We start from the raw sequence: 14,871 nt of genomic DNA, 5'->3' as shown, positions 1-14,871 counted from the left end.
TTCAAAACTCAGGATGCAGGCAGAAGGATGGGTCCGGTTCCGCCGTTTGTCTCACGCGGTCCAAACGTTGATTGAGTTCTGCCGGCCGCGCAACTTGATCTGGTCTCTTGCGGAGAACTTCTGCTGCGGGTTCTCTGCGTCTTTTGCCAGCGCGGCATGTTGCATGAGCGCTTCGCTGACAACGCATTTGCAACCGAGTTCACGCGTGGAGGCTTCCAACCGGCTTGCCACATTGACCGTGTCGCCTACGACGGCAAATTCAAGACGTCTCGATGGACCGATATCTCCAAGGATGACAGGTCCGAAATGGACACCGACGGAGACCTGGATTGGGGCAAGCCCGTCTGCTTCCCGGGCCTTGTTGAAGGCGTCCGTTTCTTCGAGCAACTGCGTCGCCGCCCTGAGCGCGTTTGCGGCATCGCCCGGGGTCGTCTCCGGCGTGCCGAATGTCGCCATGACGCCGTCGCCGAGATATTTGTCCAGCGTGCCGCCGTTCTGGAAAATCGAGCGCTCAACGAAGGCGTGATAGTGCCTTAACAGGTCCATCACGTCTTCAGGTGAATTCTGTTCCGCGAAGCGGGTGAAGCCGACGATGTCGGTGAAGAGCACGGCGACGTCCTGCGTCCGGACCGCGCCGATATCCCGGTCAGTGGATGCAAGGACGTCAACAAGGCTGGACGGGAAGTACCGCGACAGGTTCGCCCGTTCCGCTGCGATATTCGCCTGGCGCATGAGGAGCTGGTTGGAACGCCAGCCCTTGATCGCCAGGATCGCCGCGACGATGAGCATGACGACCATTTCCTGAACGCGAACGTCCGGCCGAACGCTGTTCGGATTGAGTTCAGCTCCGATAAGCGCGTGACCCTCAAAGGCAACTGCTGCTGCTTCTCCAAGTTCTGGAATCCTGTAACCGAACAACCAGACGCCCACTGCCCCAATCGCCCAGAGCACGGCAACCCACAGACCCATGGCCCAGACCGTTCGATACGAATAGGCCAGCGTGCCGACCGCAAGGAACACGAAGAAATAGATGAAGTTGTCGAACCGGTACATGAAGGCAGTCGGGATATCCTGCGTGAAAAACGGGTTCGGCGTGATGAACAGGAGGGTCAAAAGACTGAGGTCGGCGAAAATGAGCAGCAGCTCTGATTTTGAATAGCCGACACTTGCCAGGCGCAGTTGAAGCCAGCCGAGCGCGATGAACAGCAAAAGCGTGGCCTCGTAGTAAAGAACGCTCGGGCTGAAATTGAGGAACGGCAGCAAAAGCCCCACAACCACCAGGGCGACCGTGCGCGCGATAATGGCGAGCCGATGCCCTTCCATCTTCTCTTTTTCCAGGGCCTGCGCCAGAAACGGATTTGAAAGAGCCTGCTGCTTTTCCTCTTCCTGCATCTTGCGCAGCCGTTCGAGAAACCTGAGCGGTGGGGGTAGTCTGAGAGCGGGCATGCTCACTCCGTGTCAGTGCGATGTTGCCGGACGATATCATCCTATCTGGTGCAACATAAATCGAATTCAGGCGCGCTCACGAAGGCCTTCGCGAGCGCGCTTGTTTGTCAAAGTCTGAATGATGCCGTCAGGTTCGGCTTTCAAGTGGAACAGGATCTTTTGCCTGCCTGTTCTGTCCCAGGAGTAGCGCCGCGAAAATACCGCCGATGACGATTTCGATCAGCATTGCCTGGAAAAGGGCGTCGGACGGCATTCCGTCAAACACGATGCTGATTGCACGCCCCGCCGCGTAGGCCAGGAAAACGGTGCTTCCAAGAAGAAGAGCCTGTTGGGTCCAGGCTGAGCGAAACGCACCGATCATGATCCAGACACCGAGAACGGCAAGATTTGCACCGGGCGCCCGCAGCTCACTGATCAGATCAGGGCCGGTGGGAAGCGCGATCCCGTACTGGGCATAAAATAGGTGCGGCGCAAAGGTGATGGTCGCGCCGATCCCGATGGCGATCGCGCCGGCGAGACCGATAAACAGTCGTTTGAGTGTGTGTGCCATTTGAAGGTCCTCGCTGGCGCGCTCAGGCCGCACTGGACCATGCTCCGGCCTTGGCAGCATTTGCTGCGAAGGCCAGGAAGTCCCGTGGTTTACGTCCGGTTGCGCGTTCCACACCATCGGTCAAATGAGCGTTCCGCCCGTCCAGCGTTTCGCGCGCAATGGCTTCAAAGACATCGGCGATGTCCGGCCCGGCTGCTTCGGCAACACCGGCCCTGAAGTCTTCGAAACTGATCGGGATGTGCTGGATTGGCCGACCGATGGCACTTCCAAGTTCCTCTGCCATCTGCGCAAAAGTCATCAGGCGTGGACCGGTGACCTCATAAAGTTCACCTGAGTGGCCGTCTTCTGTCAGTGCGGCGACCGCGACATCCGCGATGTCGTCGATGTCGATGATCGGCTCCAGCACGTCGCCGCCGGGCATCGGCAGAACGCCGCCCAGAATGGGGTCGCGCAGATATCCTTCGGAAAAGTTCTGGGCGAACCAGGCGGAACGAACCAGCGTGTAGTCAACACCGGACGCACGGACGACCTCTTCGCCCATTCGGGCATGATGCTCGCCGCGGCCCGTCAGCAGAACAAGACGCTCGATACCGGCTGACTTGGCAGCAGCGCTCAGTGCTTCGACTTTCTCGACCGCGCCTGGAATCGCGATATCGGGAAAGTAGGTGACATACGCGCTGACGGCACCTTCAAGAGCAGGACCCCAGGTCTCTTCGTTGTCCCAGTCGAACGGAATGGCGGCCCCACGCGAGCCGCGCCGGACGGGGATGCCCTTCTGGTCGAGGATGTTTGCAACGCGCGAACCGGTTTTGCCGGTGGCACCAATGATAAGCGTAGGTCTGGTTTGCATCGGATGTCTCCTTGGTTGAAGCGATGACCAAGGGATAAGTCAGGCAGCGCCGGGGGTATTGACTGCGCGTGCCACAGTTTTGATCCGCTGCGCCAATCAGACCTGAGCGGCGCGCCGGAACGATGCGGGTGTTTCGCCTTGCCAGCGTTTGAAGGCCCGTGTGAATGCGCTTTGCTCGGCAAAACCTGTCAGGAAAGCCACTTCTGCAAGCGCGTAGTCAGTGCGCCTGAGCAGCCGGAGAGCCAACTCCTTGCGCGCCTCGTCAACCAGGTCCTGGAAGGCGTGCCCCTGCGCCGCAAGCCGCCGCTGGAGTGTGCGGCCGCTCAAGCCCAGGCGGGCGGCAACATCGGCAACATTCGGCACACCTTCGCTCAAAGCGCGCGACACGAGACTGCGCACGCGCCCGTCCAGCTCCTGCGTTTCGGGCAGGTCCGCGATTTCCCGTTCCATGTGGGTATCGAAAAAGGCCGAGATGCTTGGGTCACCGAGTTTGTTCGGCGCAACGAGGTGTTCCTTCGACACCTGGATGGCATCGCGGTCGGCGTCATAGTAGATCGGGCAACCAAAATAGGTTTCGTGTGCGGAGAGATCCTCCGGTCCGGAATGTTTGAAATAAACGGCGTCGGGCGAAAACGGCTCCGTCGACACCTCCCGACTGATCTGCGTGACGGCAACAATCGTCTGTTCATTCGACAAGCGCATTCCGAGATGACGTTCGCCGGCACGGTTGAGCGTCATGAAAAAGCGGCCGTCTTCCTCGACGCATTCGTAAGTGGCAACGTTCGTCAGCACGCGGGCATAGCGTTCGGATCGCTGGTAGGAACCGCGCAGGTCGATCGCCGATTTCCAGGCGAGGCCGAAAGCACCATAATCGTCACAGCGCATGGATGAGCCGACGCGGATCGGCACGGAGGCCCCGTGCGCGTCCTCTCGTGTCACCCGCTCGCACAGCGCGTAGTAATCCGTGTCCTGTACCATCTGCTTGGGGTCAACAGGTGCGTCCGGATCAATGCCTACAGAGCGGAACAACTCATGTCGGCGCCCGCTGCCGGAAGGCTCTGCGGACGTTGCCACATCAATAACTTTTTGAACGAACAATGCCGTGATCTGACCCATGCCCGACAGTATAGGGGAGTGCCGATTAAGGTCGACCGGCAAAGGCATGAATGAATGCGCCGGTTTGTAGTCAGCTTCTCAGCGGCTCTGACGTCGGCGACGACACTGCCGCAACGCGACTTGCGCCGCACCAGGGACCTTTCCCTAGAGGTGAATACGCCTCTCTGTCGCTGGATCGAAGAGATAGAGATGATCGGGGTTGAGCGTCAGGCCGACAACGTCATCCTGTTCCTTGCGCAGATGGCGGTCCCCACGTGCGATCACGCGTTGATCGCCCCATACAACGGTCAGGAAAGAGGCTTCTCCCGTGTTTTCAAAGGCGTAGATGGGCGTGTCTATGTCGCCGGCGCCCGCTTCGTGCACGTTGATGTCGTCTGCCCTTACGCCGAGAATGACTTCATTGCGGTCTTCGGATGCAATCGTGGACAGGCGCACACCGTCCACCGTGATGAAATGGCCGTCCTTGACGCTGCCGCGCACCAAATTCATGGCGGGCGAGCCGATGAAACCTGCGACGAAGAGATTTGCAGGATCGTTGTAGATTTCGTCCGGCGTGCCGAGCTGCTGGATAACGCCGTGCTTCATCACGGCAACCCGGTCAGCAAGGGTCATTGCTTCGATCTGGTCATGGGTCACATAGACTGTCGTGACCTTGAGTTCGCGGCTGAGGTGTTTGAGTTCCGCCCGCATCGTCACCCGCAATTTGGCATCGAGGTTCGACAGTGGCTCGTCCATCAGGAAGACCTTGGGTGTGCGCACAATCGCTCGTGCCAGGGCAACGCGCTGGCGCTGTCCGCCCGAGAGCGCCTTGGGTTTGCGGCCAAGAAACTGGGTCAGTTCCACCTGCTCCGCTGCCCGCTCCACCCGGGGACGAATGTCCGCTTTCGGCGTTCCGCGCACTTTCAGCGGATAGGCGATGTTGTCGAAGATCGTCATATGCGGATAAAGGCCGTAGTTCTGGAAGACCATGGCGACATCCCGGTCTTTTGGCAGATCGTCATTGACCTTTCGCTCGCCGATCCAGATCTCCCCTGAGGTCGGCTCCTCGAGCCCGGCGATCATCCGCATGGTTGTTGTCTTGCCGCAACCGGACGGTCCAAGCAGCACCAGAAATTCCTTGTCGTGAATATCCAGGGACTGATTGTCGACGCCGACGAAGTCGCCCCAGCGCTTTGTCAGGTTCTTGAGAATGACTTCAGCCATTTAGCGCACCGCCCCCATGGTCATGCCCTGCACAAAGTATTTTCGGATGATCAGCGCCAGCACGAACATGGGCGCCATGATGATGATGCCGGCGGCGGAAAGGAGGTTCCAGAGATCTCCTTCTTCTCCCTTGAAGAGCGCGAGCCCGATCGGGAGCGTCACGGCGTCCTTGTTGGTCAGGATCAGCGCGAACAAAAACTCGTTCCACGCGATGATGAAACAGAAGATCGCGGCGGTCAGCAGGCCGGGTGCTGCCATCGGCAGAACAATGTTGCGGATCACCTGAATTCGTGAGGACCCGTCCACCATGGCGGCTTCTTCCGTGTCCAGCGGAATGCCGTCGATGAACCCCTTGATCATCCAGATGGCGAACGGCATCACGATGGCAAGGTTTACCAGGATCAGACCAAGGCGGGTGTCCAGGAGCCCGATGTCCCGGAACATGACGAAGAACGGCAGGATGATCACGACGGCCGGCACAAACTGGGTGGCGAGGATCATCACCAGCATCGTCGTTTCGCCGCGCAAGCGGAATCGGCTGAAGGAATAGGCCGCACAGGTCGCGATCGGGATGGCAAAGACCACCGTGACCAGAGCGACGATGGTGGAGTTGTAGAGCTTTTCGCCGAGCCGGTAGGGATCGTCGAAAACGGTGCCGAAGTTTTCAAGCGTCGGACGGAAGAACAGCTTCAGCTGATAAACATCCACATGCGTCTTGAAGGCGGCCAGGAAAATCCAGACGATCGGAACCAGCATGATGAAGGTCGCGATCAGGATGAGCGTCAGCTGAAACGCGTTCCAGATCTGCTTGCGTTGCTTTCCCGTCATGTCAGTCCTTCCTGAACACGAACCTGGCGTAGAGATACGTCAAGAGGATCATCGGGATGACCATCAGCCAGGCGACCGAGGCCGCGTAACCGATCTGGCCGTATTTCATCCCGTTGAAATAGATGTAATGGCTGAGCGTTTGAGTGGCGGTGCCTGGTCCGCCGTTGGTCAGCATGAAGATCTGATCGAAGGTCTTGAGCGAGAAGATCGACTTCAGGATGATCACGACCGCCAGCACCGGAGCCAGCTGCGGCAGCGTGACGTCCTTGAACACCCGCCAGCCGGAGGCACCATCCACCTGTGCGGCTTCAATCGTGTCTTGCGGAATGGAGGCCAGCCCGCCGATGAGGACCAGTGTCAGGAACGGGATCCAGCCCCAGACATCCGCCATCACGCAAACGGCGAAGGCTAGTGTCGGATCGGCCAGCCAGCTCACGTCGGCAAGCGGTGGCATCACCGCCCCGAAAAAAGCGTCAAACAGACCGAATTCCGGGTTGAACATGAACCGGAACGAGACGCCGATAAGCGCAGGTGACATGGCAAAGGGCAGGATCAAAAGCGTTTGGACACCGGAACGCAGCCGTCCACCGGGCGCCAGAAGCAGCGCGAGGCCTAATGCAAAAATCGTGGTCAATCCGACGGTCAGAATGGTGTAGATGCCTGTGACCCAGACCGAATTCCAAAAGGCCGGCTCTTCGAAAAAGGCCCAGGTGTAGTTTTCCAGGCCGATATACTGGTCGAGCGAGCCGGGACGGTTCAGCCGGCCGACGGTTGCCGACAGGCGAGCGCTCTCCATCAGTGGCCAGATTGCGGTGGCGAAAACCACCATGACTGCCGGAAGCACCAGCACGTATTTGAGAGTGTTGTCGCGCATGGGAAAAAGCCCCTCCCAATGACTGGAAGGGGCCCTGGTCCTTACTGGATGCAGCCTGAGCGGCGAAGAACCCGCGTCGCCTGATCGGCGGCACCGGTCATCAGCTCGCGAACGTCTCCACCAGAAGCGGCTTCCGCGATCGCCGCCGAAAGCAGGTCGCCGACTTCCGGCCACTCAGCGATCTGAGGCATGATGTCGGATTCTTTTAGCGAATCCCATGCTGCGGCCTGGATGCCGTCATTGGCAGCGTTCACGTCCGAATCCTGCAATGAGGAAATGTGTGTGACCACGTTGTTGACGATGGGCTTGCCCGCAACTTCGCGCTCAACAGCATTGGCTTTGTCCATGTCCGGGTTCGACAGCCACTTCATGAATTCCCAGGCAGCGTCCTTGTTTTTCGAATATTCGGAAATCGAGAACGGCATGGAAATCGCGTAGGTCTTGGTTGTCCCCTGGTAAGACGGCATACCGGCGAATGCGACTTGATCCTTGGTCAGCGTGCTGGAGTCCGGATTATAGAAGCCCGAATAGGCCCACCACCAGACAGGGATCATCGCGGATTTGCCCTGCATGAACGACTGGCGTGCATCCTGTTCCACGAAGGCGACCGAGTTCGAATTGGTGACTTCGTGCACAGTGTGAAGCGCGATGTAGTCCTCGGTCGCCTTCAACGCTTCTTCGCTCGTCCAGGCGGGCGTGCAGTCGTCATTGAAGACATCGCCTCCGGCGGCCCACAGGAAGTTCAGCCAGATGAACAGGTTCTGCCGGTTGCCGTCATTGTTGAAATAAAGCGCGAGCGGCGCGATATCCGGGTGGCTCTCTTTCAGCTCCTTGCCGATGCGAACCACGTCTTCCCAGGTCTTGGGCGGTTCCGGGATCAGGTCTTTGCGGTAGAACATGAGCTGAGGGTGGGCGCGCAGCGGGAAGCCGAGCGTCTTGCCCTCGAACTGTGCGGAACGCGCGAAGGCTGCCGGGTAGCGATCCATCGAGATGCCGTCCTTGGCCATCAGTTCGTCGATCGGCATCAGCCAGTGTGCGTTCGGCGGTCCCCAGCTGTCGAGGTAATTGACCACATCGAAGGTGCCGTTTGCGGCTATGCCCTCGGCGTTGATCTTTTCCTGAAGGCTGCCGAAGGGAATGAAGGTCCATTCCGTTTCAATTCCGGTGAGGTCGGTAAACTCATTGTCTCGAAGCATCAGTCCGTCGAACTGTGGTGTGACCACGCTCAGAATGTTCAGCTTGGTGCCTTCATAAGGCTTGCCGGCGGTCAGGCCGTACGGCAAGTCCTCGGCCATCGCCTGAAGTGCACTGCATGCCAGGCCCGCAGCCGCCACGGCCGCAAGAAATGTGCGTCTCTTCATTGTTCAGTTTCCTCCCAGGGATCGTGCGTTGACCGCATTGCCCGAGGGTAAGGTAACATGTTTGCATACGAATGCAAAAATTTTTACCTTAGGTCATTTGAAGCACGTTGGCCGCTGCCGGACGTCAATTCATGACGTTGCACGGGAACAGCGGCAGAAACTTTTCGACCTGTCTTTACCGTTTTCTCTTCAACGAAAATCCCGGCTTGGAATGAACTTCCTTGCCGGGATTTGAGAGGTTGCAGCGGTCTGTCTTGTTAGCTTCGGAGTCAGTTCGGGTTCAGCCATGCACTCAGCTTTGAAGTTGCCGTTGGCATGATGAGATAGACCATGGTTGGAACCATTATGAGTGTCAGCACAAACGATCTGATTGGCATGGGCACACCGGCAAGAAACGGCTCCAGAACCGCAAGCAGAGAAGTGATCAGCGGGTAGACGACGGCCCATGTGAGGAGCGCCATTCTGTTTTTGTTCGGGCCAGACATATCACGCTGCCTCCCGGGCAAGATCGGCGGCAAATTCTATTACGTTGCCCTGATCGTCCCGGACGAACGCGACCCGGCGGCCCACGTCTGCAAAGCTCGTTGCAGGCAGAAAGGGGGCAACGCCCTTAGCGTCAAGTTCGGCCATGACGGCATCCACATCTTCGACCTTGAAGGCAAGGTGGCTGAAACCGCTGTCTGCAAGATGTTGCTCGATGCCATCGGGCGCTGTTCTTTGCTGAAAACGATCTGGATTGCCAACCACTTCAAGACGAAATCCGTTCTTTGTCAGATAGGCGAGGCGTAGGCCTGGAAACGCGGGGACGGTCCACTCAATTTCGATTTTAAATCCGAGCTTTTCGGTCCACCAGGCAAGTGTCGCGTCATAGTCAGCAGTCCCGAGCATGACGTGCTCAACAAGGGCGGCATTCAAGATGGAGGTCATTGTTCTGTTCCTTTTTCGATTGCGTCAAACGAGATCCCAGGCGCTCCAGTTCTCCTCAAGATGTTTGATGGAGGTGGTACCGGGGATAACGACGATGTTGGGGGAGCGGGCGAGCAGCCAGGCAATTGCCTCGCGAGGTGCGAGTTTGGCCCCTTGCTGCATCGGATTGGCTCCGAGCGGACCATAGGGAATGAACGCGATCCCCTTTTCGGCCGTGAAGTCGACCAGATCCTCTGCTTCTGTTTCCTGCATGTTGAAGCGGTTTTGAACGCTTGCAATTGGTGCGACCGAAAGAGCGCTCTCCAATTGGGAACGGGTGACGTTGGAGAGACCGATTTGGCCAATGCGACCATCGGCCTGCGCTTCGGCGAGCGCAGCGACCGACGCCTCGATCGGTGTCTGTGGATCCACCCGATGAAGCTGAAAGAGATCAATGCGGTCGCGGCGCAAATTTATGAGCGCGCGATCGATCTGCCGCATCAGCGCGTCGCGGCTGCCGTCGACGATAATGCGGCCGGGCTCGGGCTTGTCCACGCCACCTTTTGTGGCCAGGACGACCTCACGGCCTTCGAGCGCTTCACCGACGATCCTGTCGGCAAATTCCGGTCCATAGGCCCAGGCGCTGTCGAAGAAATTGATGCCGAGGTCGGCGGCCCGTCTCAGGAGCGCTACGCCCTGATCCCAGTTCGGGAAAGGGCCGAAATTGCCCGGTTGCCCTGTCAGGCGCATCGCGCCGTAACCCAGACGGTTCACTGTCAGCTCGTTGCCAAGGGTGTAAGTCATGTCGGTCATTTTGATCTCCAGGTTTGACTGTTGTCGTCGGGATCAAGATGGCCGTGTCGGTAAATATTCTGTAGACAATTTATAAGGCTATTTGTTATTTGTATTATGCATGAGCAAACCACTCGACCGCCTCGCTCTTCTGGAAACCTTCGTTCGCATTGCCGAACGGGGAACGATAAGCAGCGCTGCCCGCGATCTTGGAATGTCCCAGGGATCGGCAAGCCGGCAGCTCAAGGACCTCGAAGAGCGTCTTGGTGCTCAGTTGATCCGGCGTACGACCCACTCTCTGGCTCTGACGGAAGCAGGGCTGGACGTTTTGTCTGATGCGCGTGCGTTGATCTCCCGCTGGGATGCGTTGGAGGAACGGCATACGAGTGATGCGGAGGTTGTGAGAGGACCGCTCAGGGTGGTTGCGCCTGTCGCTTTGGGTCAGCTTCACCTGGCGGACATAGCCATCGGATTTCAGGTCGCAAATCCGAATGTCGTGCTGAACTGGCGCCTGGAAGACGAGGCCATCCGGTTTGCCGAGGTCGGGTGCGATTGCTGGATTAAGGTCGGACCGGTCCCTGACGAAAGCCTGATCGTGCGGCGTCTGGGACAAGTTGAAAGACTGATTGTCGGTACGCCACAGATCTCGGCGCGGCTGGAGGCGCCCACGCCAGAGGCAGCAGAGAAGCTTCCATTCGTGACGCTCACCCCGTTCGAAGGAGCGAAGATCGGACTGGCGCATTCTGAAGGCGAGCGTTGCGAACTCGCAGCAACGTCAAGTCTCGCAACCAACAACATCATGTCTTTGAAACGAGCGGTTCAATCAGGCCTCGGTGCAGCCGTTTTGCCACGCTGGTTCGTTGCCGAGGAACTGGAGAACGGGACTCTCGTTGACCTTCTCCCCGATTGGCGAGCTGCGACGCTTGACGTGAACCTTGCTTATCTTCCGGCCCGGCGGCAGCCGCGCAGGCTGTCTGCCTTCATAGAAGCGCTGGAGACCGGCTTTCGTCAGATCCCCGGCATGACGACATGAAGGCTTTGGGGTAAGGGCTCAATGAAAATCCCGGCTCGGGAACAGCTTCTTCGCCTGCTCGCGCGGATGCATGGCGCGGGGTTTCGGCGCGTCTGATTTGAGATGCACCGGCACTTCGTCGGTCTTGCCCGTCATCTGGCCGAGCACCTCGTCATTGGGGTGGCCGAGAAGGGCGAGGCGGTTGGAATAGTCTTCAATGTGATCGGCGATCAGGTGGACGACGATGCCCTCGCGCTCCAGCCGTCCGGTGACTTTCAGGAGCCGCCCGCCAATGACGGCGGCGCGGTATTTTTCATACATCTTCGGCCAGACGACCACGTTGGAGACCCCGGTCTCGTCTTCCAGCGTGATGAAGATGACGCCCGAGGCCGTGCCGGGGCGCTGGCGGGTGATGACGAGGCCGGCAACGGAAACCCGCCGGGCCTCGTAAGGGGTGAGCCGCGCCAGCCGGTCGTGGGGCGTGAGATGCGGGATATGCGGGCGCAGCAGCTCCATCGGATGGGCGCGCAGGGTCAACCGGGTGGACAGATAATCCTCCACCACCTCCTGACCGAGATGCATGGCGGGCAGGAGGACATCCGGCTCGAAGATCGCCTCGCCGTCGATCGGGTCGTTGAAAAGCGGCAGCGGCTTCGGACTGCGGATGGTCTTCACCTGCCAGAGTGCGTCCCGGCGGCCGAGCCCCATGCCGGCAAAGGCATCGGCCTCGGCAAGGCGCTCCAGGGTCGCCGGTGGCACGCCGGTGCGAAGCCATAGTGTCTCGGTGTCCGGGTAGCCGTTGCCGCGCGCCGCCACGATCCAGTCGGCATCCTCCTCGCGCATGCCCTTGATCTGCCGGAACCCGAGACGAAGTGCCAGCGCACCGTCACTGCGCCGCTCCAGAGTGTTGTCCCAAAGGCTCTGATTGACGCAGATCGGCCGGACTTCGACCTGGTGCTCGCGTGCATCGCGCACGATCTGCGCCGGGGCATAAAAGCCCATCGGCTGGGAATTCAAGAGCGCGCAGGCGAACTCGGCCGGGTAATGGCATTTGAGGTAGGCCGAGACATAGGCAAGCATGGCAAAGGCCGCCGCGTGGCTTTCCGGAAAACCATATTCGCCGAAGCCCTCGATCTGGCCGAAGCAGTTCTGGGCGAACTCCAGCTCGTAGCCGCGCTTGAGCATGCCGGAAATGAATTTTTCCCGGAGCTGGCCGATCGTGCCCATGCGCCGGAAGGTCGCCATGGACCGGCGCAGCTTGTCGGCTTCCGACGGGGTGAAACCGGCGGCCACGACGGCGATCTGCATGGCCTGTTCCTGAAAGAGCGGCACGCCGAGCGTCTTGCCGAGCACCTCCTCCAGTTCCTTGGACGGGAAGGAGACCGGCTCCTTGCCCTGGCGGCGGTTGATATAGGGGTGCACCATGCCGCCCTGGATCGGGCCGGGACGCACAATCGCCACCTCGATGACGAGATCATAGAATTCTCGCGGGAGCATGCGCGGCAGGAAGTTCATCTGCGCCCGGCTCTCCACCTGAAAGACGCCGATCGCATCGGCCTTGCACAGCATGTCATAGGTGTCGGTGTCGCTCTGGGGCACGGTGCCGAGGGTCAGGTCCTCACCGTGATGGCTCTCGATCAGGTCGAAGCACTTGCGGATGCAGGTCAGCATGCCAAGGCTGAGCATGTCGACCTTGAGGATGCCGAGCGCATCGATATCGTCCTTGTCCCACTCGATCACCGTGCGGTTTTCCATGGCCGCGTTCTCGATCGGGCAGAGCGCGTCCAGCCGTCCTTGCGTGATCACGAAACCGCCGACATGCTGGCTGAGATGGCGCGGAAAACCGATGATCTCGCGGATCAGTTCGATGGTCTGGGCCACCCGCCGGTTGGAAAGATCCAGCCCCAGCTCCTTCATGCGCGCGTCCTCCGGGCCGCTGTTGGAGCTGCCCCAGATCTGGCCGGAAAGCGCGGCGGTGACATCCGCATTGAGGCCCATCACCTTGCCGACTTCTCGGATCGCCGCACGAGTGCGGAAATGGATCACCGTTGCGCAAAGCCCGGCCCGATGGCGGCCATATTTCTCATAGACATACTGGATCACCTCCTCGCGCCGCTCATGTTCGAAATCGACATCGATATCCGGCGGCTCGCCCCGGTGTTCGGAGATGAAGCGCTCCGAGACCATGGTGATCGTCTCCGGGCCGACATCGGTGATGCCGAGCGCATAACAGATGATGGAATTGGCCGCCGAGCCGCGCCCCTGGCACAGGATATGCCGGCTGCGGGCAAAGCCGATGATGTCGTGGACGGTCAGGAAATAGGCGGCGAACTTGAGCTTCCGGATCAGCCTCAGTTCCTTTCGCGCCAGCTCTTGTGCGTGCTGCGGCACCCCGGCGGGATAACGCATCTCAAGGCCCTCGAAGGTCAGCCGCTCCAGCCGGTCCTGCGGGTCTTCTCCGTCGGTGATCTCGTCCGGATATTCATAGGAGAGTTCGGAGAGGTCGAAGCTGCAGCGCGTGGCGATCTCGATCGTGCGCCGGAGCGCTGCCGGATGATGTCGGTAGAGGCGGGTCATGTCGGTCGCCGGCTTCAGCCGCCGCTCGCCATTGGGCAGTGCTTTGGTGCCGATCTCGTCGATGGTGCAGCCTTCTCGCAGGCATGTCAGCACGTCGGCAAGCCGCCGCCGCCCAGCATGGTGCATCAGGACGTCACCGACGGCGACCATGGGCGTGGCGAGCGAATGGGCGGCCTTCGCACAAATTCGGAACCAGGCCTGGTCGGTGCCGTCATAGCGCGGCGCAGCCCCCAGAAAAACATGACCCGGGCATTCCTGGCGCAGCGTGCGCAGGTGATGCTTAGCCGTCTTGGAAAAAGCGTCTTGTGCATGAGCGCCCTGGGGCAGGGCGATGAAGATCAGGCCCTCGGAGAATTTCAGGACATCTTCAAACTCCAGATGGCAATCGCCTTTTTCTGCGCGCCGTTTGCCAAGGGTCAGAAGCTGGCTGAGCCGCTCATAGGCGGCCCGGTTGGTCGGCAGGGCGACAAAGTCGACCGGGCTGTCGGTCAGCACCAGCCGTGCGCCGACGATCAGCCGCGGCAGCTTCAGGACCTCCGGCATGGGCAGGGGCGGCATCTCGTTTGTCTGCTGCCGGGAGGAGGCATCGATCTGCGAATGGGACCGCACGGGCACGCCCTCCTCGTTGGCCGCACGCCGGATTTCCTTCAAGGCCGAATAGGCCCGGACCACCCCGGCGAGTGAATTCCAGTCCGTGATCGCAATTGCCTCCAGCCCGAGTTCGGCAGCCCGGGTCACCAGTTCCTCCGGATGAGAGGCCCCGCGCAGGAAGGTGAAGTTGGAGGTCACGGTCAGCTCCGCATAGCGCGGAATGTCCCAGTGCAGGCTGTCCGGCGAGACATGGGAGGTCATCGGCGAACCTCCTGCCTCTTCCTCCTCCTGCTGTCACCCCGGACAAGCGTCAGCGCAGATCCGGGGCCTACTCGCCTTTCAGCTTGCCGCATTGGGTGATTGTGTCCGCTTCTCAGCGTCCCTTCGCAGAGCTCTGGAAACGAGTGGGTCCCGGCTCTCGCTGCGCTCGGCCGGGATGACAGTGAGAGGTGAGGAAAAGCCGCTGGATCTGCGCCTCCCCGGTCCCGGCGCGCGCTCCGCGTGGCCGGGATGACAGCGGGAAAACCTGTCCCTGATGCTGTCACCTTCGTCCCCAAACCCTCATCCTGAGGAGGACCGTCAGGTCCGTCTCGAAGGATGGACAGCTTGCGCAGGAATGTGTGGCCCATCCTTCGAGACAGCGCTGCGCGCTTCCTCAGGATGAGGGTGGTTTGAGGATAAGATCCCGCCCGGGTCCGGATCAGGTGGGCTATCCCTTTCTCACCGGTGTCACCCCGGACAAGCGTCAGCGCAGATCCGGGGCCT

At 60.0% G+C, this 14,871-nt stretch carries 13 protein-coding genes; 1 reads left to right on the top strand and 12 read right to left on the bottom strand.

The genetic code is table 11. The annotated features are described in order from the left end of the window. Nucleotides 1–51: 51 nt before the first annotated feature. The 11 genes from RBB47_RS05220 to RBB47_RS05170 all read right to left on the bottom strand — a co-directional run bounded on the left by RBB47_RS05220 (nucleotide 52) and on the right by RBB47_RS05170 (nucleotide 9,947). Nucleotides 52–1,446, bottom strand: a complete 1,395-nt coding sequence (locus RBB47_RS05220) for an adenylate/guanylate cyclase domain-containing protein (protein WP_305984692.1) — start codon at nucleotides 1,444–1,446, stop codon at nucleotides 52–54. A 127-nt stretch (nucleotides 1,447–1,573) separates the two neighbouring features. Beyond that, complete coding sequence (locus RBB47_RS05215) at nucleotides 1,574–1,996, bottom strand: DUF4345 domain-containing protein (protein ID WP_305984691.1); 423 nt, start codon at nucleotides 1,994–1,996, stop codon at nucleotides 1,574–1,576. A gap of 22 nt (nucleotides 1,997–2,018) precedes the next feature. Further along, a complete protein-coding gene (locus RBB47_RS05210) occupies nucleotides 2,019–2,846 on the bottom strand; it encodes an NAD(P)H-binding protein (RefSeq protein WP_305984690.1) in 828 nt (275 codons plus the stop codon). A 96-nt stretch (nucleotides 2,847–2,942) separates the two neighbouring features. Further along, entirely contained in the window at nucleotides 2,943–3,875 is a 933-nt protein-coding gene (locus RBB47_RS05205) for an AraC family transcriptional regulator (protein WP_305984689.1), read from the bottom strand. A gap of 231 nt (nucleotides 3,876–4,106) precedes the next feature. Further along, complete coding sequence (locus tag RBB47_RS05200; RefSeq protein ID WP_305984688.1) at nucleotides 4,107–5,165, bottom strand: ABC transporter ATP-binding protein; 1,059 nt, start codon at nucleotides 5,163–5,165, stop codon at nucleotides 4,107–4,109. Next, nucleotides 5,166–5,993 carry a carbohydrate ABC transporter permease gene (locus tag RBB47_RS05195; RefSeq protein WP_305984687.1) on the bottom strand — a complete coding sequence of 276 codons (828 nt, stop codon included), beginning with the start codon at nucleotides 5,991–5,993 and terminating at the stop codon, nucleotides 5,166–5,168. It abuts the gene before it with no gap. A 1-nt stretch (nucleotide 5,994) separates the two neighbouring features. Beyond that, on the bottom strand, nucleotides 5,995–6,867 hold the full coding sequence (locus RBB47_RS05190; protein ID WP_305984686.1) for a carbohydrate ABC transporter permease: 873 nt from the start codon (nucleotides 6,865–6,867) through the stop codon (nucleotides 5,995–5,997). Between the two features lie 41 nt (nucleotides 6,868–6,908). Continuing rightward, the gene (locus RBB47_RS05185) at nucleotides 6,909–8,228 is read right to left on the bottom strand and encodes a sugar ABC transporter substrate-binding protein (RefSeq protein WP_305984684.1); all 1,320 of its coding nucleotides are present in this window, start codon (nucleotides 8,226–8,228) and stop codon (nucleotides 6,909–6,911) included. Nucleotides 8,229–8,497: 269 nt separating this feature from the next. Next, entirely contained in the window at nucleotides 8,498–8,713 is a 216-nt protein-coding gene (locus RBB47_RS05180) for a hypothetical protein (protein ID WP_305984683.1), read from the bottom strand. A 1-nt stretch (nucleotide 8,714) separates the two neighbouring features. Beyond that, entirely contained in the window at nucleotides 8,715–9,155 is a 441-nt protein-coding gene (locus RBB47_RS05175; protein WP_305984682.1) for a VOC family protein, read from the bottom strand. Nucleotides 9,156–9,179: 24 nt separating this feature from the next. After that, nucleotides 9,180–9,947 carry an aldo/keto reductase gene (locus tag RBB47_RS05170; protein ID WP_305984681.1) on the bottom strand — a complete coding sequence of 256 codons (768 nt, stop codon included), beginning with the start codon at nucleotides 9,945–9,947 and terminating at the stop codon, nucleotides 9,180–9,182. 100 nt (nucleotides 9,948–10,047) lie between these two features. On the opposite strand from RBB47_RS05170, the gene RBB47_RS05165 reads away from it, so the two are divergent. Beyond that, nucleotides 10,048–10,959 (top strand): LysR family transcriptional regulator, encoded by a 912-nt coding sequence (locus RBB47_RS05165; RefSeq protein WP_305984680.1) that lies wholly within the window; start codon nucleotides 10,048–10,050, stop codon nucleotides 10,957–10,959. Nucleotides 10,960–10,977: 18 nt separating this feature from the next. Here RBB47_RS05165 and RBB47_RS05160 read toward each other — a convergent pair whose 3' ends face one another. Then, on the bottom strand, nucleotides 10,978–14,367 hold the full coding sequence (locus RBB47_RS05160) for an error-prone DNA polymerase (RefSeq protein ID WP_305984679.1): 3,390 nt from the start codon (nucleotides 14,365–14,367) through the stop codon (nucleotides 10,978–10,980). Between the last annotated feature and the right edge of the window lie 504 nt (nucleotides 14,368–14,871).

It is taken from the genome of Roseibium sp. MMSF_3544, assembly GCF_030732845.1.
Lineage (GTDB): Bacteria > Pseudomonadota > Alphaproteobacteria > Rhizobiales > Stappiaceae > Roseibium.
This window is presented reverse-complemented; position numbering and strand designations above follow the sequence as displayed.

What these genes read in the sequence shown, in the direction of transcription:
- RBB47_RS05220 (WP_305984692.1), bottom strand. Translation starts at nt 1,446, where the DNA reads ATGCCCGCTCTCAGACTACCCCCACCGCTCAGGTTTCTCGAACGGCTG.
- RBB47_RS05215 (WP_305984691.1), bottom strand. Translation starts at nt 1,996, where the DNA reads ATGGCACACACACTCAAACGACTGTTTATCGGTCTCGCCGGCGCGATC.
- RBB47_RS05210 (WP_305984690.1), bottom strand. Translation starts at nt 2,846, where the DNA reads ATGCAAACCAGACCTACGCTTATCATTGGTGCCACCGGCAAAACCGGT.
- RBB47_RS05200 (WP_305984688.1), bottom strand. Translation starts at nt 5,165, where the DNA reads ATGGCTGAAGTCATTCTCAAGAACCTGACAAAGCGCTGGGGCGACTTC.
- RBB47_RS05195 (WP_305984687.1), bottom strand. Translation starts at nt 5,993, where the DNA reads ATGACGGGAAAGCAACGCAAGCAGATCTGGAACGCGTTTCAGCTGACG.
- RBB47_RS05190 (WP_305984686.1), bottom strand. Translation starts at nt 6,867, where the DNA reads ATGCGCGACAACACTCTCAAATACGTGCTGGTGCTTCCGGCAGTCATG.
- RBB47_RS05185 (WP_305984684.1), bottom strand. Translation starts at nt 8,228, where the DNA reads ATGAAGAGACGCACATTTCTTGCGGCCGTGGCGGCTGCGGGCCTGGCA.
- RBB47_RS05180 (WP_305984683.1), bottom strand. Translation starts at nt 8,713, where the DNA reads ATGTCTGGCCCGAACAAAAACAGAATGGCGCTCCTCACATGGGCCGTC.
- RBB47_RS05175 (WP_305984682.1), bottom strand. Translation starts at nt 9,155, where the DNA reads ATGACCTCCATCTTGAATGCCGCCCTTGTTGAGCACGTCATGCTCGGG.
- RBB47_RS05170 (WP_305984681.1), bottom strand. Translation starts at nt 9,947, where the DNA reads ATGACCGACATGACTTACACCCTTGGCAACGAGCTGACAGTGAACCGT.
- RBB47_RS05165 (WP_305984680.1), top strand. Translation starts at nt 10,048, where the DNA reads ATGAGCAAACCACTCGACCGCCTCGCTCTTCTGGAAACCTTCGTTCGC.
- RBB47_RS05160 (WP_305984679.1), bottom strand. Translation starts at nt 14,367, where the DNA reads ATGACCTCCCATGTCTCGCCGGACAGCCTGCACTGGGACATTCCGCGC.